Source organism: Chryseobacterium binzhouense, assembly GCF_007474545.1.
Lineage (GTDB): Bacteria > Bacteroidota > Bacteroidia > Flavobacteriales > Weeksellaceae > Chryseobacterium > Chryseobacterium binzhouense.
The window spans coordinates 302,754-324,138 of the sequence record NZ_VKOG01000004.1 but is presented as its reverse complement, the minus strand read 5'-3'; the positions used below and the strand labels follow the sequence as shown (position 1 = coordinate 324,138).

The window sequence follows — 21,385 nt, the reverse complement described above, 5'->3', positions numbered from 1 at the left end:
TTTTGTGAAAATTTAAAAATAAAATGGGAAGAGCGTTTGAATATAGAAAAGCATCTAAAATGGCGCGTTGGGATAAAATGGCCAAAACTTTTTCTAAGATCGGAAAAGATATTGCATTAGCTGTAAAAGCAGGGGGTCCGGATCCCGAATCTAATCCTGCATTGAGAAGATGCATTCAAAATGCGAAAGGCGCAAATATGCCAAAAGATAATGTAGAAAGAGCGATCAAAAAGGCTAGTGGTGCAGATGCCGAAAACTACGAAGAAGTAACTTATGAAGGGTATGGACAAGGCGGTGTGGCGTTTTTTGTAGAATGTACTACGAACAACACAACCAGAACTGTAGCTAATGTGAGAGCTGTCTTCAATAAGTTTGACGGTAACTTGGGTAAAAACGGAGAACTTGCCTTTATTTTTGACAGAAAAGGTATATTTACCATTGAGTTATCTAAAATTACAATGGATTGGGATGATTTTGAAATGGAAATGATTGATGGCGGAGCGGAAGATGTTGAGAAAGATGAAGAAGAGGTAATGATCACCACAGCTTTTGAAGATTTTGGTTCTTTGTCTCACAAATTAGACGAATTAGGAATTGAAGCGAAAAGTGCAGAATTACAAAGAATTCCAAACAATACAAAAGAAGTGAACGAAGAACAGTTTAAAGCTAATATGAAAATGCTTGAACGTTTTGAAGAAGATGATGATGTACAGAATGTATATCACAATATGGAAATGACAGATGAGCTTCTTGACTCTCTATAAAAAATAATATTACATTCATATATAATTCATTTTCAATTAGTTTCTTTGTCTAAAATTATGAAAAGAAACGTTGAATTGGTTGTTATTTCGGATGTACATTTGGGAACTTACGGATGTAAGGCTAAAGAACTTTTGAGATATCTGAATTCTATCCACCCCAAAACATTGGTTTTGAATGGTGATATTATTGATATTTGGCAGTTTAAAAAGTCTTACTTCCCTAAGCCTCATTTAAAGGTGATCAAGAAGATTATTTCTTTTGCTACAAAAGACACCGACGTATACTATATTACCGGAAATCATGATGAAATATTCCGGAAATTTACTGATTTCGAGCTGGGTAAGCTGAAAGTCTGCAACAAACTCTGTCTGGATGTTAACAACAAAAAGACGTGGATTTTCCATGGAGATGTATTCGATGCTTCTGTACAGCATTCTAAATGGATTGCAAAACTTGGTGGTAAAGGTTACGATTTTCTTATTGTCATCAACAATCTGGTCAATTGGTTTTTAGAGAAAATAGGTAAGGAAAAGTACTCATTTTCAAAAAAAATTAAAAATAATGTCAAAAAAGCAGTAAAGTATATCGGCGATTTTGAGCTGACTGCTTCTGAGCTTGCCATTGATAATGAATATGATTATGTAATCTGCGGACATATTCATCAGCCTCAAATTCGTGAGGTTACTAATAAAAAAGGATCTTGTATTTACCTTAATTCCGGAGATTGGGTAGAAAATCTTTCTGCTTTGGAATATCATAATGAGGAATGGAAAATCTTTTATTATGATGACCATAAAGACTCTCTCAAGGAAGATACTTCCGAAGAAATTCACGACATCCATCCTTCTGATCTGATGAAACTCGTAACCCAGTTTACATAAAATGAAAGTTTTGTACGCATTTCAGGGAACAGGAAACGGGCATATTGCAAGAGCGCAGGAAATCATTCCGATTTTGAAAAAATATGCTCATGTTGATACTTTAATCAGCGGTCATCAATCACAACTGAAAGCAGATTTTCCGATTAATTTTCAACATAAAGGAATTTCCCTGTTATACAATGAACGAGGAGGTATTTCGTACCAAAAAATTCTGTTTGAAAATAATTTTTCAGAAGCATTCAGAACTATAAAAGATATAGATCTCAGTACGTATGATTTGATAATTAACGATTATGAACCAATTACAGGCTGGGCTTGTAAACTTCAAAATCTGAATATGATTGAGCTGAGTCATCAGGCTTCAATGAGCTTTAAAGAAACTCCAAAACCTGAAAAAAAAGATTTCTTTGGCGAAATGATTCTTAAGTATTACGTTCCAAGTGAGCGTAAAATAGGTTTTCACTTTGAAAATTATCATCCACAAATCAAAAAGCCTGTTATCAGACGGAAAATAAGAAATCTTAATCCTGATAAAAAGGGATTTTATGTGGTGTATCTTCCAAGTTTTTCGGATGAAAACATCATTAAAATCTTAAATGATATTCCTGTAGAATGGAAAATCTTTTCAAGAAACGCAGTGATTGACAACAAGATTAAAAATGCTGAAATTTTTCCTATTGATGAAGTTCAGTATCTGAAACATTTTGAGAACTGTGAAGGGATCTTGTGCAATGCTGGCTTTGAAACTCCTGCCGAAGCATTGTTTATGGACAAAAAACTTTTTGTAATTCCTATTCATAATCAGTACGAACAGGAATGTAATGCAGCTGCTTTAAACCGAATGGGAATTCCTAATTCTAAAATTCTTGATAAAATACAAATCGAAAACTGGATTGATTCCGATCTGCATTTTAAGGTTGATTATCCGGATAATATTGAAGAAATTTTACTGAAAGAAGTTTTAATGCTGTAAAAATATATCTTCTACGTCATTCATTCTTCTCATCACAGCTCTCGCATAAGAACAGTGAGGATACACTTTCCAGTTGTTTTCACGAGAAAATTTAATGGCTTCCTCAACAAGGAATTTTCCCATTCCCCGACCTTCAAACTCTGGATGCACAAGAACAAAGGAAATAACAAGTTTACTGTCGTTTGGGAAAATCGTATAGGTAAGTCTTCCCACTTCTTTTATTTCGTTATTCAGCGTAATGACTCCGCCGTTTCCTGATTTATTATTTTCGAATCTCATAATCTTGATTTTAATTAAAAATAAAAATACAAAAACTGCACCGAGGAGTTTTTGATATACATCAACAAATTTTTACTAACTGCTAAACTCAAACCTAAAGCTGTTGTAATCTCAAATAAATTTTTAAAAAGCAGAAACTTTTAAAAGAAAATACGGAGTTTTCCGTTTAATTCTTAAATTTGACTAATGCAAAAGAATTTTTACCTTCTCATCATATCGTTTTGTCTAATGAGCTGCTATACATATCAGGTCAGAAAACCGGCAGAAATACCCATTGACAGTAAACAAGATCCTAATAAAAATGCAGCTCTTGGTAATACGGCTTCCATACAGACAAAAAATAATACTGCTGAATCGCAAAACCTGAATTCACAGCTAGCTTCTGTTCCAGTAAATATTCAGGAGAAGCTTGTTCCAAGCAAGAATTTTAAAATTGATGTGGAAGGAAGAAAATATAAAATTATCGTGGACAGATGGGAAAATGACAGCCTGGTTGCACATCCTGTTGGAAAGCCGGATAAAATCCTCAAATTTCATAAAAATCAGATCAATGGAGAAAAAATTGCTGAAAAACGCTTTTCACAGCCCATTGCTGATATTATTACAGTGACTGTCTATGCCGGAATTGGTGTTGCAATATGGTCTTTGCTGCAATGATTTTAATTTCAGATTAGGTATGATTAGTTATAACTGAATGTAGAGTTAATTATCCTTTCCTGTATAATAGTTATAATCTTTGATAATAATCCCGATGAATTGTCTTTCTGTCATTTCTCTCGGATCTACTTCCAGCTTCAAAATGTTTTTAATTTTATCTGAAAGTCTGGAAATGACATGTCTGTCATCAATTCTCACGGCTTTGAGATAATTGTCTTTAATGATTCTCATATCATTGTCGGTAAGTGCGATTACCTGAGGAAAAGTCGGAATATAATTTTCCTGAATATTTTCTAAAATCGTATGCGAAATATTGATTTGATTTTTTAAAGAAATAACTGCAGTTCCGGAAGCAATATCGCCTAATCTTTGATTGTTTTTTGAAATAATCATAGAGATTAATCCAATCAATCCCAAAAAAGTGGTGTCAATCAGCCTGAAAATCCATCGAATAAGATAATCCCCAAAACCAGCCTGATAACCGTCAATTTTTACGACACGTACTTTCATTATTTTTTTTCCGGGTGTCTGACCTTCCATCAGGCTTTCAAAAACAATCGGATAGATAGAAGCGGGAAAGGTCAGAACAATATAAACAGCACCCTGAGACCAGTCATCCATCCCGTTTAAAATATAGCCTAAATTTAAAACGCTGAAAAAAAGATAAAAAACAAGGAAAATATAAGCAATCCTGATAACACCGTCAATAATGAAAGCTAAGATTCTTTCTCCAATGCTTGCAACGGTGAAATTAATATTTACATTTTGAGAAGTATTTATCGCAATTTGAGACATATTTTTTATTATTTTAGCCTTACAATATGAGAGAAGTTTATTTCATCAAACAAAATAAAGAAAAATGGTTGGGAATTGAGCAGGTTATTCAGGGGAAAATCAAAAAAAATCCTGATGATCTGTCATCACTGTATATAAACCTCATCAACGATTTATCTTTTGCACAGTCTTATTATCCTAAAAGCAATACAACAGTTTATCTGAATCATTTGTCGTCACAAATTTTTCAGAAAATTTACAAAACAAAACGTATAGAAGAAAACAGGCTTCTTTATTTCTTTAAAACGGAAGTTCCGATGATTGTTTTTGAATACAGAAGGTATTTGATGTATTCTTTTATATTTTTCTTCTCTTTTATGCTTATTGGTGTGCTTTCAGCGGTTTATGATAAAGATTTTGCTAAAATTATTCTGAGCGAAGGCTATGTAAACATGACTATTGAAAACATCAAAAACGGAAATCCTGTAGGTGTTTATCAAAGCGGATCAACCTGGGGAAGCACAATAGGAATTACATTTAACAATATTATTGTCGGAGCTAAATTATATCTCTACGGAATGTTTCTTGGAATCGGGACATTTTATGTGCTGATGCAGAATTCTATTATGTTAGGAACCTTTCAGTATTTTTTCTACGAACATGGGGCTTTGGCAGACAGCGCAAAAGGAATATGGCTTCATGGAACATTTGAGATTTTCAGTATGATTGTAGAGGGGATGTGTGGTTTAATTTTAGGAGCATCTATTTTGTTCCCCAAAACATTTTCACGATTCAATTCTTTCAAAAACGGATTCAAAAATTCATTTAAAATATTTTTAAGCACGGTTCCTTTTACGATATGTGCCGGAATTATTGAAGGTTATGTAACGAGACATGCTTTAGATATGCCTTTGGTTTTAAACCTTATCATTATTTTCGGCTGTTTGGGAATCATCAGTTTTTATTATTTTATTTATCCTAAAATCGTTAACCAGAGAATCAAAAAACAAATTCACCATGCAATTATATAAAAAAAGAGATTTCGGAGCATTTATAAGCGATACATTTGCATTTTTTAAACTTTACGGAAGAAATTATTACAAAAATTATCTTCTTATCAATGGTCTTCTGCTGATTCTGCTTGTTGTAATTTTCATATTCGGTTACAAAGAATTGTTTATGCAGGCTTTCGGATCGAATATTGGCGGTCAGAGCTATTATTTTGAAAATTATTTTCAGGAAAATGCAGGGATGTTTATTACGACCGGTATTCTTACATTCATACTTTTTATAGCATTAATGATTGTAAATTATCTGTATCCTGTTTTTTACATGAAAAAGCTGAATGAAGGAAAACAAAAGATCAAAGTAGATGATATTATGTCTGAATTCAAATCGAATGCAGGAAAAATCGGGAAATTAATACTCGGTTTGGTCTTTATCGTTACCCCATTAGCAATTATCATTTTAGGGATTTCCTATGCGATGATTTTCATTCTGATCGGTTTCTTTATTTTATTTTTGGTTGCTCCTGCTGTAGTAAACATTATCAATTTTTTAATGTTTGATTATTTCAATAGTTCCAGAGGATTTTTTGCAAGTTTAAGTTACTCCATTCGTTCGCAGTTTTCTTATCCGAGTGCAAGAGAAGGTTCGCCATTTTGGAAATATTGGGGAGCAACATTGGTTATTTACATTATCATACAGGTAATTATCACAATTTTCACAATGATACCCATGATTCTTTTTATGGTTAAAATTGCGACTTCTGCCCCAGATGGAAATTTTGAGCAGAATCCTTTTGCAGACGGATTCGGGATTATTTTGTTTGTGACTTATGGTGTATCATTACTTTTCTCATTTATTCTTTCAAACTTAATGTATGTAAATTCCGGACTGATGTATTTTGACAGCCGCAGAGACTTACATCAGCAGCTTGACTTGCAGGAAATTGAAACTATTGGCGTTAATGAATAAATTTCTGTTCTTACTGATTGTTTTTCTGAATCTTGGTCTTGTAAAAGCGCAGGATGATTATACGGAAGAATATACCGAAGAAATTGTTGTGGATTCTGCGGTAACTTCGCATTACAGAAATATGTATGTTGCAGATTCTGTGTTAAAAGCCAATCCTCTTACCGAGAATCCTGTTTTTCAGAAAAAATTCAAAGAAAAATTAGGTTCCAGATATCAGGAAAAAGATTTCGATTACACAACTTCCAAACCAAGAGAGTCTTTGCTTCAAAAATTACAGCGTAAAATTGCCGAACTCATCAGAAGCATCTTCGGAGAAACAAGTATGGAGACATCTTCGCAGATTACGGCAGTGATTATCCGTCTTTTTGCGATTGTTGTGGTAGGGTTTCTTTTATATTTTTTAGTTAAATTTTTAATCAGCCACAATGGGAGTCTGTTTTTTGATAAAAAGAACAGAAAAGTTGAGATTAATGAAGAAGAGCTTCATGAGAATATTCACGAAATAAATTTCCCTCAAAGTATTGCAGCTTTTGAAAATAATAAAGACTACCGTTCGGCAGTAAGATACCAGTTTTTATTTATCCTCAAAAAACTGAGTGACAAAAAACTGATCCAGTGGAATCCGGAAAAAACCAACAAAGATTATGTTGCAGAATTAAAAGCAGGAAATCTTAAAAATGAATTTTACGATCTTTCCTATATTTTCGATTATGTATGGTACGGAGAATTCAGCATTGATGAGGAGCATTATGCAAAATTCAAAAAACAGTTTCAAAACTTTAATGCTTAGTCCGGTATGAACAGAACTTTCAAAATATATGCTGTAATTTTCATCATAATCATGGTGATTCTGGCGTTGTTTGAATTGAACAAGAAGGAAGTTTTAGACTGGCGGAAAAATTTTGATGTCAATAAGAAATCTCCTTTCGGACTATTTGTGTTCAATCAAGAGTCTAAAGATTTGTTCAAAAATAAACTTACAAAAGTAAATCTTTCACCATATAATTATTATTCGCAAAATAATCCCGCAAAAGATAATAAGCATAATATTTTAATCATAGAAAGTGAAATTGATGCAGAATCCTGGTACAAAATCCTGAAGCAGGCAGAAAAAGGATCCAACGTGATGGTTATTGCATCAAGAGTTCCTAAAGCTATTTCAGACTCTATTGGTTTTTATATGTCGCAAATTTCTTTTGAAGATAACAATGTATTAAAACTCACAGATGAAAAATATGTAGATGATTCTCTGAAACTGGATAAGTTTCCTTCAGGAAAAGGTTTTTCTTATATTAAACCTAAAGTGCAGGTTTTAGGAAAAACAGTTGAGGAAGACAATGACGTTCAGGCTAATTTTATTAAAGCGCCTTTTGGGAAAGGGTATATTTTCGTTCACAGCGAGCCGCTTTTTATTACCAATTATTATCTTTTAAAGCCTCAAAATTTAAAGTACGCAGAAAATATTTTTTCTTATCTGAATGAAAATGAAACATTGTGGTTTACGGAAGCCAATACAACGGAATCTAGCTGGTCGTTGCGTTTTATTTTATCCAATCCGCCGCTTAAATATGCTTGGTGGGTATTTTTAGGCGGGATGGTATTATTTATTTTCTTCAATGCAAAACGAAAACAGCGTATTGTTCCCGTAATTGAACCTCTCAGAAATACTTCGGCTGATTTTGTGAAAAGCATCGGTAATCTGTATCTTCAGGAAGGTGATTTTCATGATATGATGGCAAAAAAAGCTCAGTATTTTCTAAATAAAGTGAGAATTGATCTATTGATAGATACTCAGAATCTGGATGGTGATTTTGCAAAAAAGCTTCATCTGAAAACAGGAAAACCAATTGAAATGATTGAAGAAGCGGTTGTTTTAATGAAAAAAGCACAGGATCCTTACGCGAGTGTGATGAAAGAAGATTTGGCAAAGATGAATGCTCTTTTGGATTCAATTTTAAAATAAAAATTTATTAAAAAATAAAACAATATGGAAGATAATAACGGACATTCAGAATATCAGCCATCTGTAAATTTAGATATACAACAGAAAGAGCAGGAGCAGTTTCAGTCAAGAATTGATATGATTGAGCTTCGTGAAAATTTAGATAAAGTAAAAACAGAAATCGCCAAAGTAATTGTCGGTCAGGAAAAAATGGTCGAACATCTTTTGGCGGCACTGCTTTCTAACGGTCATGTTCTGATAGAAGGAGTTCCCGGAGTTGCGAAGACAATTACAGCAAAGCTACTGGCAAAAACTATTGATGTAGATTTCAGCAGGATACAGTTTACGCCTGATCTGATGCCTTCCGACATTTTGGGAACCTCAATTTTCAGCATGAAAAATTCTGAATTTGAGTTTAAAAAAGGACCCATCTTTTCAAGCTTTATTCTGATTGATGAAATCAACCGTTCTCCGGCAAAAACTCAGGCGGCTTTGTTTGAGGTAATGGAGGAGAAGCAGATTACCATCGACGGAACGCGTTATGAAATGGAAGAGCCGTTTCTGGTTATTGCAACCCAAAACCCGATTGAACATGAAGGAACATACAGACTTCCCGAAGCTCAGCTTGACCGATTTTTATTTAAAATCAATGTAGGTTATCCTAATCTGGAACAGGAAATTTCAATCATCAAAAACCAACACGATAACAGACTGGAAGATAAAACGGAAGCTGTAAATAAAGTTATTACTGCACAACAGCTCAATACTTATCAGAAGCTGGTGAAAGAAATCATTGTTGAATCTCAACTTATAGAATATATCGCCAAGATCATCATCAATACAAGAGAAAATCAATTTTTATATCTGGGAGCTTCGCCACGAGCAAGTCTGGCTTTATTAACGGCTTCAAAAGCATTTGCCGCATTAAGAGGAAGAGATTTTGTAACCCCGGAAGATATTAAAGAAGCAAGTTATGCAGTTTTACGACACAGAGTCATTGTCTCGCCAGAAAGAGAAATGGAAGGACTTACAGCCGATGAAATTATCAGACAGATTCTGGAAGGAATAGAAATTCCTAGATAGGTTGAGGTATTAGGTAGAAGATTATAGTTGTAAGTTTTTCATTATGGCACATTTTAAAGAACTTTTAGTTTGGCAGAAATCTATAAATTTTGTTACAGAGGTTTATAAAGAAACTGAATCTTTTCCTAAAACTGAAGTATATGGTTAAATATCTCAAATTAGAAGAGCTGCAGTTTCGATTCCTTCCAATATTTCTGAGGGAAATTCTAGAAGAAGTGTACCTGATTATTTGCAGTTTCTAAGAATCTCTAGAGGAAGTTGTGCAGAGGTTGAAACACAATTAATTATAGCAAAAAATCTCGGTTTTTTAAATGAGAAAAACTATTTAAAATTAAATCAAGATATTATTGAAAATTCAAAAATGTTAAATGGTCTTATTAATTCCTTAAAGCAATAAATAAATCTGACTCCTAAAATCTAAAACCTACAATCTTGAAAAAACTATACATCAATACACGCTTTTTCTTCGCACTCATCGGTGTAGGAATGCTCTATATTTTAGCATTCTTTTTTTCGTTTTTTATGATTTTGGGTCATTCGGCTTTATTGCTGGTATTTTTTGTTGCGTTTGTAGATTATTTGCTTGTTTTCAGGCCAAAAGATGCAGTTTTAGCCCAGAGAATTTTACCTGAAAAACTGTCGAATGGCGATGAAAATTTTATTAAAATTGATATTAAAAATAATTACATATTCAAGATTAATGTCAAAGTAATTGATGAAATTCCATTTCAGTTTCAGAAAAGAGATTTTTTAATTGTAAAAGAAATTCAGCCGGGTAAAAATGTTTTTTTTCAGTATTCTCTGGAGCCAAAAGATAGAGGTGAATATAATTTCGGGGCATTAAATGTCTATACTTCATCGCCGGTGGGTTTTATCTCGAAACGTTTTATTTTTCAGAAAGATGCTTCATTGGCGTGTTATCCATCCTTTATCCATCTTAGAAAATACGAACTGATGGCATTGCAGAACGAATTTCTTTTAGGCGGAATAAAAAAAATCCGAAAATTGGGACATACAATGGAATTCGAGCAGATTAAAGAATATGTTCCCGGAGATGATGTTCGAACAATCAACTGGAAGGCGACTTCAAAAACCAATCGTTTGATGGTGAATCAGTTTCAGGATGAAAAATCACAGCGTATTTTTATGCTGATTGATAAAGGAAGAACAATGAAAATGCCTTTTAATGGTCTGAGTCTTTTGGATTATTCTATTAACGCGACGATGGCTTTATCCCATATCATTCTGAAAAAAGGCGATCGGGCAGGAATGATGACTTTTTCTAAAAAAGCTGAAAATAAAGTAGCTGCAGATAATAAATCCGGACAGTTGAGAAAAATTTCGGAAGCTTTATATAACATCAAAACTGATTTCTTTGAAAGTGATTTCAACCGATTATATCAGGATATTAAATACTCTCTTAATCAACGCAGCCTGGTTCTTCTTTTTACCAATTTTGAAACTTTAGACGGATTGAGCCGGCAGATGAAATACCTTCGCGGCATTGCCAAAAATCATTTGTTGGTTGTAGTTTTCTTTAAAAATACAGAAGTTCAGAAGATCATTCATTCCAATCCTGAAACGATGCAGGAAATTTATGATGAAATCATTGCCGAGAAATTTGAATTTGAAAAGAAACTAATCATTCAGGAATTGAGGAAATATGGAATTTATTCAGTTTACACACTTCCGGAAAACCTCAATGTTGAGGTAATTAATAAATATCTGGAGATCAAAGCAAGAGGGATTTTGTAATGTTTTATCGGCAACCTATGAAAAAATATTTGAAAACCTTTTTTCGAGTTTTTGCTGCTTGGTTTTTAATTCATTCTTCCTATATTATTTTTGATGGATTATATGATAAAAACAGAAAAGCAGATTCGGCAATAGTTTTAGGTAACAAAATTAATGAAGACGGAACTCCCTCCGATAGACTGAAAGCACGCCTTGATAAAAGCATTGATTTATTCAGACAAAACAGAGTGAAGACAATTATTGTAAGCGGAGGTTTGGGAGATGAAGGTTTTTGGGAAGGCGATAAAATGAAAGAATATCTTATCCATAATAAAATTCCGGCAAATAACATTGTTGTTGATAATTTTGGAAACGATACCCAACAGACCGTAAAAAATTCCATCAAAATAATGGATAGTCTAAATTTTAAAAGTGCCATCATAGTTTCACAATATTTTCATCAAACCAGAACCAAAATTTTGTTTAGAAAAGAAGGATTTAAAAATATTGAAAGTTCTAGTCCTGTTTATTTTGAAATAAGAGATTTTTATTCTGTCTTTCGTGAATTTGTAGCGTTTTATAAAGAGATTTTCTAATTTATTCAAATTGCTGAATTCATTTTGTAATTTTGTATAAAGCAATAAGCAAAATGAAAATTACCTTAAACCGTCTCAACGATGATTTTTTATTTGAATGTACCAACGCTCAGGGGAATTCAATTTTACTGGACAATACAACACAACCCGGAGCAAAAGGTGTTTCCCCAATGGAAAGTGTTTTGATGGCTGTTGCAGGATGCAGCGGGATTGATGTGGTTTCCATTTTAAACAAACAAAGACAGGAAATTACCGGTTTTAAAGCAGAAGTTGAAGGTGAAAGAGTTCCTGTAGATGAAGCAAAACCATTTAAGTCAATAATGGTAAAATTTTTTATCGAAGGAAATGTAGATCCTAAAAAAGCTTTGAAAGCTTCAGAATTATCTTTCGAAAAATACTGTTCGGTATCTAAAACTTTAGAGCCGAATGTGGAAATCGGCTACGAAGTTTTTGTAAACGGTGAAAAAATAGAGCAATAAAGTGGGAGAGTAACAGAGTTTGAGAGAAGAAATATTTTCAACTCTCAAACTCTATGATTCTCCAAAGTTATAATCTCAATTAAGAGAGTCGGGGTTTTAATAGTTTGGCAACAGTAGCAGTCCATCCTGTCTGATGTGAAGCTCCGACACCACGCCCGTTATCTCCATGAAAATATTCATAGAAAGTAATATAATCCTTAAAATGAGGATCATAATTTAATTTGTAATTACCTCCGTTAAAAGCACGCTGTCCGCTTTCATCTTTCAAAAATATAGAGCAGAGTCTTCCACTGATATTTTGAGCGACTTCATCCAAACTCTTTTTTTCTCCACTTCCTGTCGGAAATTCAACTTTTAAGCTGTCTCCATAATAAAAATGGAATCTTTGCAGGCTTTCCACAATCAGAAAGTTGATAGGAAACCATATCGGACCTCTCCAGTTGCTGTTTCCGCCAAACATTCTGCTGTCACTTTCTGCAGGAGTATAGTAAACAACATTTTTATTACCATGAACCGTAAAAACAAAAGGATCTTTTTCGTAAATCTTAGACATGGCACGAATGCCGTATGAACTCAGAAATTCTTTTTCGTCAAGCATACGGTTGAGTACCTTGGTCAATCTTGTTTTTCGGAGAATGCTCATCAGATGTTTTCTCCCGGTGCCTTCTTCTTCCCAGTGTGAAACAAGTTTGGTGAGATCTGGTTTGTTTTTTAGAACCCAATCCATTCTTTCGCGGAAGTTCGGCATTTTATCTAAAAGATGATGGTCTATGATTTCAACAGCAAACATTGGGATTAAACCGACAATACTTCTCAGTCTCAACGAAACACTTTCTCCGTTTGCGAGTTGGAGTACATCATAGAAAAATCCGTCTTCCTCGTTCCAGAGTCCTTCTTTTCCGTCACCAAGATTTTCCATGGCTTCTGCAATGTAGAGATAGTGTTCAAAAAATTTGATAGCCATATCTTCATACACCTGATAATATTGTGCGAGTTCCATTGCCATTCTCATCATATTAAGAGCATACATTGCCATCCAGCTCGTTCCGTCTGCCTGCTCCAGATGTTCACCATCTTTAAGCTCCATATTCCGGTCAAATGCACCGATATTATCCAGACCTAAAAATCCGCCGCCAAAAATATTTTTACCGTTTTTATCTTTTCTGTTTACCCACCATGTGAAATTCAGCAATAATTTTTGGAAAACTTTCTCCAGGAAAAGCAAATCGGGTTTGCCGTTCATTTTTTCATCAATTTTAAAAACCCTGAAGCAAGACCATGCATGAACTGGTGGATTTACATCGCTTAAATTCCATTCGTAAGCAGGCATCTGTCCGTTAGGGTGCATATACCATTCTTTTGTAAGTAAAAGCAACTGGTTTTTCGCAAACTCAGCATCAATTATGGCAAAAGGAACGCAGTGAAACGCCAGATCCCATGTCGCATACCAAGGATATTCCCATTTGTCGGGCATGGAGATAATATCTTTATTGTGGAGATGTTCCCATTCTGTGTTTCTGACATAATTGTCAAAATCTCTCGGAGCCTCATGATTAGGATCGCCTTTCAGCCATTTTCCAACATTATAATGATAGAATTGTTTATTCCATAGAAGTCCGGCAAATGCTTGTCTTTGTACATTTTTTTCGTCTTCATCATAAATATCATGCTGTATTTCTTGGTAAAATTCATCAGCTTCTTTAATTCGGGCATCAAAAATTTCATCAAACTGGTAAAACGCATCTTCCATATCATAAGGAGACAGACGAAATTCAAAAATTTTTGAATCTTTTGCTCCAATAGTCTCTTCAATAACGAATGCTGCTTTTGTGCCTTTTTGTTCGGGATTAATAGTTTTTTTATGATGAATAATATAATCATTTATCCCGTCCTTATAATAAGTGTTTTCTACAGCAGGAGTACCGTGTAATTTAGGATGATTTGTTTCATTTTCACAGAAAACCCTTTCAGCGTTCTTGTTTTTAGAATAAAACTTTTTGATAGGAATACTTTCGTGTAAAACATTAATACAGCCTTCTTTTCCGGCTTCTACCTGACCTTTATATTCATTATATCCCCACTTCCAGTTGTTTCTGTACCATGTAGTTGGTAGAACGACAATCGGAGCAGATTTGTCACTTCGGTTACATACCGTAACCCTTATCAGAATATCATTTGCGTCAGATTTACAATATTCTATGAAAATATCAAAATATTCGTCGTTATCAAAAATTCCGGTATCGAATAATTCATACTCAGGTTCTTTTTTAGAGCGTCTCGCATTTTCAGCTACAATATCGTCATAAGGAAATTCATTAATCGGATATTTATACACCATCTTCATATAACTGTGAGTAGGCGTATTATCCAGATAGTAAAAAATTTCTTTAATGTCTTCACCATGGTTTCCCTGCGGATTGCTCAATCCGAAAAGACGTTCTTTTATTCTTTGATCTTTTTTATTCCAAAACGAAAGAGCAAAACAAAAAAGCTGTTTGGTATCTGAGATTCCCGCAATTCCTTCTTCTCCCCATCTGTAGGTATGGCTTTCTGCAATATTATGGTTGGCAAAATGCCATGCATTCCCGTTGGGGCTATAATCTTCACGTACATTTCCCCACTGTCTGTTGCTCACGTAAGGACCCCAGTTTTTCCATTCTGTATCTTGTAATCTATGTTTTTCAGCAATCATTTTATCGCATTTACTCACGAAGTTAGTTTTTTTAAGAAAAAACTCCAACTTAATAAATTTTAATTAAATTTAATATTTCCCCGAAACGCCTTTGTTTATGGGGTTTTGAGAGGTTAAATTAAATTTTTATAAATATTTAAAAGAAAAGTTTTATATTTGTACCATTCGATCATTCACATATTGAAAATGTTATCAAGAAAGGTTGAGGGATTAGACCCTGTGAAACCTTAGCAACCCTTTGCGCAGGCAATGAAGGTGCTACGTTCTACCAGAATTATTTTGGACAGATAACTTACTGAAGTTCTTTCAGCCATTTCTTATGGCATTTTCAAATTGTATTATCAAAAAGTATAATAGAATTGAAAACAGAACTAAACTATATTAATTTTTCGTATAAAACCAATTCCGGTAAGGAATATCACATTCCGTTAAGCTACCAGCTTTTCGGAAAAGACCTGTTTTCTGCCCCGATCATTTTAGTGAATCATGCTTTAACCGGAAATTCCAATGTTTCCGGAGAAAAAGGATGGTGGAAACAACTGGTTGGAGAACATCAGGTAATCGATACCGACCAATATACAATTCTGTGCTTCAATATTCCCGGAAACGGATTTGATGATTTTTTTATTGACGAATATGAAGATTTCACGCCTTCGGATATTGCGAATATCTTTTTGAAAGGTCTTGAAATGTTGAATATTAAAAGTTTACACGCCATTATCGGAGGTTCTCTGGGAGGAGGAATCGGTTGGGAAATGCTGGTTAAAAATCCGGCTCTTGCTGAAATTTTCATTCCTGTTGCCTGCGATTTCAAAACTCACGACTGGCTTCATGCACAATGTCTGGTTCAGAAATTTTTATTGAATCAGAATGACGAGCCTCTTCAAAAAGCGAGGATCCATGCGATGTTGTGTTACAGAACGCCGCAATCTTTGAATGACAGATTTCAAAATAAATACAATCAGGAAAAGCAGAAGTTAGAATCAGAAGACTGGCTCGTTTATCACGGAAATGTCTTAGCCGAAAGATTTAGTTTAAAGGCTTACAAGCTGATGAATCATTTGCTGATGAATATCAATGTTAATGAAAATCAATTGGAAAAAATTCAGGCACGAATGCACATGATCTCTGTTGATACCGATTTATTTTTCCCCGCCTCTGAAATCAGAATGTGTTTTAAAAAGCTGAAAGAGAAAAAGGAGAATGTTTTTTATCACGAGATCACCTCAATTCACGGGCACGATGCCTTCTTAATGGAATATAAACAATTAAATACGATCATTAAAAATATTTTGTACAATGAGTAAGAGTAATGCTAACGAAATAAAATTCTTAAAAAACAGATCCATCATCAAATTTGAAGGTGAGGATTTCTTAGGGGAAATCGGGATTGACGGACGAATTTTCAAAGCGCTTACTTTAGCGCGAATCAGTGTGGGAGTAATTTCCCAGCAGGCAATTGAAAACGGAATCTCCATTTTAGTTCATGAAAACGATTCCGAAAAAGCGGTGAATTGCCTTATTGATGAATTTGAAGCGGAAAGAAAATCCGGAAAGGTTTCCCAGATTTACAGCATCAATAATGTCTCAGTTATAGGATTTGTTGCAGAAGACTTCAACAAAGTATTGGCGGAACTCGCAAGAAATAATGTTTTCCCATTGCTTTTAAACCAGATTGCAGCCGAAAAACGGGTAAATATCGTTGTGACATCTTCACAGGACGAAAAAGCAAAAAATATCATCGAATCTGAAATTTCCAAAAAACCGAAAACCGTTCATCTTGCAATTATTGGTCACGGAAACGTCGGAAAAACTTTAATAGAGCAGGTTCTGGAATCTTCAGAAGAAATTAAAAAACGCAAAAAAATAGATCTTAAAGTAGTTGCAGTTGCCAATTCCAGAAAAATAGCTTTTAACAAAAAAGGTTTCGACAACAACTGGAATGACGAGGTTTTAACGGCAGAAAATCCTTCTGATGTTCAGGAGCTGATTAAATTCTCCAAAGAAAATCAATTGGAAAATCTAATCGTTGTGGATAATACGGCAAGTAAAGATTTTGTAAAAAATTATCATACATTGGCGGAAAACGGTTTCGATCTGGTTTCTTCCAATAAAATTTTCAATACTCTTCCGATTTCAGAATACCGTCAACTAAGATATACGTTGAACAAAAACAACAGACGCTATCTCTACGAAACCAATGTGGGAGCAGGTTTACCATTGATCGACACCATTAAACTTCTACATCTTTCAGGAGAAAATATTACCAGAATTAAAGGCGTTTTCTCGGGAACATTAAGCTATGTTTTCAATAATTTTTCTTTAAGAGACGATAAGTTTTCCACCATCATCAATGAAGCGTTGGAAAAAGGATATACCGAACCCGATCCGAGAGAAGATCTGTCAGGAAACGACGTGGCAAGAAAATTACTGATTTTGGCGAGAGAATTAGATTTAATTAATGAATTTGAAGACATCAACATTCAGAATCTGGTTCCTGAAAATCTGCTTTCTGTTTCCAAATCAGAATTTCTTTTAAGACTGGACGAATTAGATGCTGAATATCAGAAAATCAAAGAAAATCAGCAGGAAGGATACGTGTTAAGATATGTAGGAGATCTTCACGGAGATTTACAGAAAGAAAAAGGGGAACTTGATGTGAAATTAATTTCCGTTCCGGCAACTTCCGCATTAGGACAATTAAATGGATCAGATTCAATCTTCGAAATCTACACCGAAAGTTACGGCGAAAACCCAATCGTTATCATGGGAGCCGGAGCCGGAGCAATTGTCACAGCAAGAGGCGTTTTCGGAGACATTCTAAGAGTAAGTGAAACAAAATAAAAGAACCTGTGAACCCGAAGGGTTCAATATTAATAGCCGTAGGTAAAACCTATGGTACGAAATAATAATATTAATATAACAATTTAATAATGTAGCAGTTACCAATATTCATTACAATTATCATGCTGAGCTTGTCGAAGCATCTCATTGGTACATTGCTAAACTGATACATTGTTACATTTTAAACTATATGGAAAACGAAAATTTTGAAACCTTTGCCATAAGAACCCAGACTGAAAGAACCCCGTTTGATGAGCATTCAACACCTTTGTATCTCACATCCAGCTTTATTTTTCAGGATGCGGAAGACATGAGAGCGAGCTTTGCGGAAGAAAAACCAAAAAATTTATACAGCCGTTTTTCCAATCCGAACGTAACCGAATTTACCGAGAAAATTGCCAAAATGGAAGGTGCAGAAGCAGGATATGCTTTTGCAACTGGAATGGCAGCGATTTACTCCACATTTGCGACTTTGCTAAATGCAGGAGATCATATTGTAAGCTGTCAGTCTGTTTTCGGTTCTACGCATACTTTGTTCACAAAATATTTCCCGAAATGGAATATTGAAACAACCTATTTCAAAGCAGAAGATGCAGAAAATGTTGAACAATATATTCAGCCAAACACAAAAATTCTTTATCTGGAAACACCTACCAATCCTGCGATTGAAGTGTTGGATTTAGAATTTTTCGGACAGATTGCAAAGAAGCACAATTTAATTTTCATTGTGGATAACTGCTTTGCAACACCTTATCTGCAACAGCCGATAAAATACGGAGCAGACATCGTGGTGCATTCCGCAACCAAGTTAATTGACGGACAAGGTCGTGTTTTAGGCGGAGTTGCAGTCGGAAGAGAAGATTTAATTCGTGAAATTTATCTTTTCGCCAGAAATACAGGACCTGCAATGTCACCTTTCAACGCCTGGGTTTTGTCTAAAAGTCTGGAAACATTGGCAATTCGTGTAGAAAAACATTGTGAAAACGCTTTAAAAGTCGCTGAGTTTTTAGAAAGTCATCCAAATGTAGAACTGGTAAAATATCCTTTCTTGCCATCTCATCCAAGCTATGAAATTGCGAAAAAGCAGATGAAATTAGGAGGAAACATCGTTGCCTTCGAAATCAAGGGAGGCATTGAAGGCGGAAGAAACTTTTTAGATAAAATTAAAATGTGTTCCCTTTCTGCAAACTTAGGCGATACGAGAACTATTGTAACGCATCCCGCTTCTACAACGCACTCCAAATTATCCGATGAAGAAAGAAACGAAGTCGGAATTACTGCAGGTTTGGTTCGTTGTTCGGTAGGTCTGGAAAATGTGGAAGATATCATTGCAGATTTGAAACAGGCATTGGATTAATTTGCTTTGGGCAGCTTTATCCGCCTTCCGCTCCCGCTTTTTTGCCTCCGCTTCGCTGCGGCAAAAAGAGCTCCGCTCAAGTCGGGCTGTGAAAGATTCAGCATTATAAAACCCGAAAGGTTCAACAATAATAACCGTAGTGCAGCCTATGGAAAAAATATAATAAATGAAAAATTCAGAACAACTATACAAAGCATTATCCGAAAGAATTTTAATTCTCGACGGAGCGATGGGAACCATGCTTCAGCGCTATAAATTCGAAGAAGAAGACTATCGTGGAGAAAGATTTAAAGATTGGGAACATCCGGTAAAAGGGAACAATGATTTGTTGTCCTTAACGCAGCCTCAAGCAATAGAAGAAGTTCACAAAAAATACCTTGAAGCAGGAGCAGATATTATTGAGACCAATACATTTTCAGGAACAACCATTGCCATGGCAGATTATCACATGGAAGATTTGGTTTACGAACTGAATTACGATTCTGCAAAAATTGCAAGAAAAGCCTGCGACGAGTACACTGCGAAAAATCCGGATAAACCAAGATTTGTAGCAGGTTCTATCGGTCCAACCAACAGAACCGCAAGTTTAAGCCCCGATGTGAATGATCCCGGCTACAGAGCCATTACTTTTGATGAACTGAGAATCGCTTACAAACAACAGTGCGAAGCCTTACTAGACGGAGGATCAGACATTCTTTTGGTAGAAACCATTTTCGATACATTGAATGCAAAAGCAGCCCTTTTCGCTATCGACGAACTTCAGGACGAAAGAAATATCAAGATTCCAATCATGGTTTCAGGGACCATTACCGATGCTTCGGGAAGAACATTGAGCGGACAGACTGCGGAAGCGTTTTTGATCTCAGTTTCCCATTTAAATCTTTTAAGTGTAGGTTTTAACTGCGCTTTAGGAGCAAATCAATTAACGCCTTATCTGGAAACACTGGCTCATAATTCAGAATTTGCTGTTTCAGCTTATCCGAATGCGGGTTTACCGAACGCTTTCGGGAAGTATGATGAGACACCGGAAGATATGGCTAGTCAGATCAAAGAATATGTAGAAAAAGGATTAATCAACATCATTGGAGGTTGCTGCGGAACAACACCGGATCATATCAAGGCAATTGCAGATCTGGTTTCGCAATATCCGCCAAGAAAATTGAAGGAATTTGTCTGAAATAATAGAATTTTTTAATTAAATCATAAGAAAAAGGAACAGTTTTTAATATTATCTTTAATTATCACACAAAATTAAATATAATGGAAAAACCTATTTACTTTAAAGATCCGGAAGATGCCAGATTATTTAATGAACTCAGAAAAAAAGTGAACCAAAGAGTAGAATCCATTCCTGAAAACAGGGATATTTATATTCAGATCAAAGCAGTTATTCTGCCTTTGGTCTATTTTGGTTTATATGTCTTTGCACTTTTAAATGCAGACCAGCCTTCTGTTTACATTTTGAGTTTTATTTTAATGGGACTTTCTCTTGTTTTAATTTATCTGAATTTAATTCACGAAGCGGCTCACAATAATATTTTTAAAAGTAAAAGACTGAACAGCCTGGTTTTACAGATTTTCGATTTTGTGGGAGCGAATTCCTACATATGGAAAAAAAGACATATTGCAGCACATCACGCATATCCGAATGTGGACGGTTGGGACACAGACATTGAGCAGAGCGGATTGCTTTTAATCGTTCCGTGGATCAAAGCGAAAGGCATTCAGAAATATCAGCATTTTTTTTTCTTTCTGGTCTATCCTTTATATCTGTTCAACTGGATGTTTATCCGTGATTTCAGAGATTTTTTTGATAACGAAAGAGTGATTCTGAAAACGCAGGGAGCGATTCCGGTAAAAGAAAAAATTAAAATGGTGACGTATAAACTGTTTTACTTTTTCTATCAGATTGCAGTTCCTGTTCTGTTTTTTAAAGTGTCTTTAGGTTTGGCTTTGGGAGCGTGGTTTTTACAGGTTATTGCGGCGAGTATTTTTGCGCTTTTTGTCCTGTTGCCTTTGCACCCGCTTCCCGATAATGCCTTTCCGAAACTTGATGAGAAAAACGGACTTCCTTTTAGCTGGCTTCACCATCAGTTTGAAGTCACCAACGATTTAAAAGAAAATAACTGGTTTGTAAGAAATGTATTGGGAAATTTCAACTTTCACGTTGCCCACCATCTTTTTCCGAATTACAGTTATGCCTATTATAATGAAATTACAGAAGAAATCGAGCAGTTTGCCAAAGAATATAATCTCGGCTATAAACGGTTTCCGATTTTTACCGCTTTGGGCAAACATGTGGATTTGCTGAAGCAAAATGCGAATAATGCATATTTTATTTTAGAAGAATAA

21 protein-coding genes and 1 riboswitch are annotated in these 21,385 nt (G+C 34.9%); of the genes, 18 read left to right on the top strand and 3 right to left on the bottom strand.

Features of this window, described 5'->3' with window-relative positions; all coding sequences use genetic code 11:
* Window positions 1–23 precede the first annotated feature (23 nt).
* From FNE73_RS12280 to FNE73_RS12270, 3 genes are read left to right on the top strand one after another with little or no spacing between them, the layout of a single operon-like run.
* Entirely contained in the window at window positions 24–764 is a 741-nt protein-coding gene (locus tag FNE73_RS12280) for a YebC/PmpR family DNA-binding transcriptional regulator (RefSeq protein WP_130914188.1), read from the top strand.
* A gap of 57 nt (window positions 765–821) precedes the next feature.
* Window positions 822–1,646, top strand: a complete 825-nt coding sequence (locus FNE73_RS12275) for a UDP-2,3-diacylglucosamine diphosphatase (RefSeq protein ID WP_143884889.1) — start codon at window positions 822–824, stop codon at window positions 1,644–1,646.
* A gap of 1 nt (window position 1,647) precedes the next feature.
* Window positions 1,648–2,619, top strand: coding sequence for a glycosyltransferase family protein (locus tag FNE73_RS12270; protein WP_143884888.1), 972 nt, complete (start codon window positions 1,648–1,650; stop codon window positions 2,617–2,619).
* Here FNE73_RS12270 and FNE73_RS12265 read toward each other — a convergent pair.
* Window positions 2,608–2,898 carry a GNAT family N-acetyltransferase gene (locus tag FNE73_RS12265; RefSeq protein WP_130914185.1) on the bottom strand — a complete coding sequence of 97 codons (291 nt, stop codon included), beginning with the start codon at window positions 2,896–2,898 and terminating at the stop codon, window positions 2,608–2,610. The two genes, FNE73_RS12270 and FNE73_RS12265, sit on opposite strands and share 12 nt — an antisense overlap.
* Before the next feature lie 186 nt (window positions 2,899–3,084).
* On the opposite strand from FNE73_RS12265, the gene FNE73_RS12260 reads away from it, so the two are divergent.
* Window positions 3,085–3,555, top strand: coding sequence for a hypothetical protein (locus FNE73_RS12260; protein WP_143884887.1), 471 nt, complete (start codon window positions 3,085–3,087; stop codon window positions 3,553–3,555).
* A 45-nt stretch (window positions 3,556–3,600) separates the two neighbouring features.
* Here FNE73_RS12260 and FNE73_RS12255 read toward each other — a convergent pair whose 3' ends face one another.
* Window positions 3,601–4,350 carry an RDD family protein gene (locus FNE73_RS12255; protein ID WP_143884886.1) on the bottom strand — a complete coding sequence of 250 codons (750 nt, stop codon included), beginning with the start codon at window positions 4,348–4,350 and terminating at the stop codon, window positions 3,601–3,603.
* Between the two features lie 26 nt (window positions 4,351–4,376).
* Here FNE73_RS12255 and FNE73_RS12250 point away from each other — a divergent pair, with 26 nt between their 5' ends.
* The 9 genes from FNE73_RS12250 (at window position 4,377) to FNE73_RS12210 (ending at window position 12,140) form a co-directional block, all read left to right on the top strand.
* Window positions 4,377–5,360 carry a stage II sporulation protein M gene (locus FNE73_RS12250; protein ID WP_143884885.1) on the top strand — a complete coding sequence of 328 codons (984 nt, stop codon included), beginning with the start codon at window positions 4,377–4,379 and terminating at the stop codon, window positions 5,358–5,360.
* The gene (locus FNE73_RS12245) at window positions 5,347–6,306 is read left to right on the top strand and encodes a DUF4013 domain-containing protein (RefSeq protein WP_143884884.1); all 960 of its coding nucleotides are present in this window, start codon (window positions 5,347–5,349) and stop codon (window positions 6,304–6,306) included. Before FNE73_RS12250 ends, FNE73_RS12245 begins: the two co-directional genes overlap by 14 nt.
* Window positions 6,299–7,096 (top strand): DUF4129 domain-containing protein, encoded by a 798-nt coding sequence (locus FNE73_RS12240; protein ID WP_143884883.1) that lies wholly within the window; start codon window positions 6,299–6,301, stop codon window positions 7,094–7,096. The genes FNE73_RS12245 and FNE73_RS12240 overlap by 8 nt, the downstream gene beginning before the upstream one ends.
* A 6-nt stretch (window positions 7,097–7,102) precedes the next feature.
* A complete protein-coding gene (locus FNE73_RS12235; protein WP_143884882.1) occupies window positions 7,103–8,269 on the top strand; it encodes a hypothetical protein in 1,167 nt (388 codons plus the stop codon).
* A 24-nt stretch (window positions 8,270–8,293) separates the two neighbouring features.
* On the top strand, window positions 8,294–9,331 hold the full coding sequence (locus FNE73_RS12230; RefSeq protein ID WP_143884881.1) for an AAA family ATPase: 1,038 nt from the start codon (window positions 8,294–8,296) through the stop codon (window positions 9,329–9,331).
* A 148-nt stretch (window positions 9,332–9,479) separates the two neighbouring features.
* Window positions 9,480–9,728 (top strand): four helix bundle protein, encoded by a 249-nt coding sequence (locus FNE73_RS12225; protein ID WP_455423420.1) that lies wholly within the window; start codon window positions 9,480–9,482, stop codon window positions 9,726–9,728.
* 35 nt (window positions 9,729–9,763) lie between these two features.
* Window positions 9,764–11,086: a DUF58 domain-containing protein gene (locus tag FNE73_RS12220; protein WP_143884880.1), complete on the top strand. Its 1,323-nt coding sequence runs from the start codon at window positions 9,764–9,766 to the stop codon at window positions 11,084–11,086.
* A gap of 17 nt (window positions 11,087–11,103) precedes the next feature.
* The gene (locus FNE73_RS12215; RefSeq protein ID WP_185147341.1) at window positions 11,104–11,661 is read left to right on the top strand and encodes a YdcF family protein; all 558 of its coding nucleotides are present in this window, start codon (window positions 11,104–11,106) and stop codon (window positions 11,659–11,661) included.
* A 53-nt stretch (window positions 11,662–11,714) separates the two neighbouring features.
* Window positions 11,715–12,140, top strand: a complete 426-nt coding sequence (locus FNE73_RS12210; RefSeq protein ID WP_143884878.1) for an OsmC family protein — start codon at window positions 11,715–11,717, stop codon at window positions 12,138–12,140.
* Between the two features lie 79 nt (window positions 12,141–12,219).
* On the opposite strand, the gene FNE73_RS12205 is transcribed toward FNE73_RS12210, so the two are convergent.
* Window positions 12,220–14,832: an MGH1-like glycoside hydrolase domain-containing protein gene (locus FNE73_RS12205; protein ID WP_143884974.1), complete on the bottom strand. Its 2,613-nt coding sequence runs from the start codon at window positions 14,830–14,832 to the stop codon at window positions 12,220–12,222.
* A 186-nt stretch (window positions 14,833–15,018) separates the two neighbouring features.
* Window positions 15,019–15,126: riboswitch (SAM riboswitch) on the top strand.
* A gap of 65 nt (window positions 15,127–15,191) precedes the next feature.
* Here FNE73_RS12205 and FNE73_RS12200 point away from each other — a divergent pair.
* The 5 genes from FNE73_RS12200 to FNE73_RS12180 all read left to right on the top strand — a co-directional run bounded on the left by FNE73_RS12200 (window position 15,192) and on the right by FNE73_RS12180 (window position 21,385).
* Window positions 15,192–16,139, top strand: coding sequence for an alpha/beta fold hydrolase (locus tag FNE73_RS12200; protein ID WP_143884877.1), 948 nt, complete (start codon window positions 15,192–15,194; stop codon window positions 16,137–16,139).
* Window positions 16,132–17,676 carry an ACT domain-containing protein gene (locus FNE73_RS12195; protein ID WP_143884876.1) on the top strand — a complete coding sequence of 515 codons (1,545 nt, stop codon included), beginning with the start codon at window positions 16,132–16,134 and terminating at the stop codon, window positions 17,674–17,676. Before FNE73_RS12200 ends, FNE73_RS12195 begins: the two co-directional genes overlap by 8 nt.
* Before the next feature lie 190 nt (window positions 17,677–17,866).
* The gene (locus FNE73_RS12190) at window positions 17,867–19,033 is read left to right on the top strand and encodes an O-succinylhomoserine sulfhydrylase (RefSeq protein ID WP_143884875.1); all 1,167 of its coding nucleotides are present in this window, start codon (window positions 17,867–17,869) and stop codon (window positions 19,031–19,033) included.
* 166 nt (window positions 19,034–19,199) lie between these two features.
* Window positions 19,200–20,210, top strand: coding sequence for a homocysteine S-methyltransferase family protein (locus FNE73_RS12185; RefSeq protein ID WP_143884874.1), 1,011 nt, complete (start codon window positions 19,200–19,202; stop codon window positions 20,208–20,210).
* 83 nt (window positions 20,211–20,293) lie between these two features.
* On the top strand, window positions 20,294–21,385 hold the full coding sequence (locus tag FNE73_RS12180; RefSeq protein ID WP_143884873.1) for a fatty acid desaturase family protein: 1,092 nt from the start codon (window positions 20,294–20,296) through the stop codon (window positions 21,383–21,385).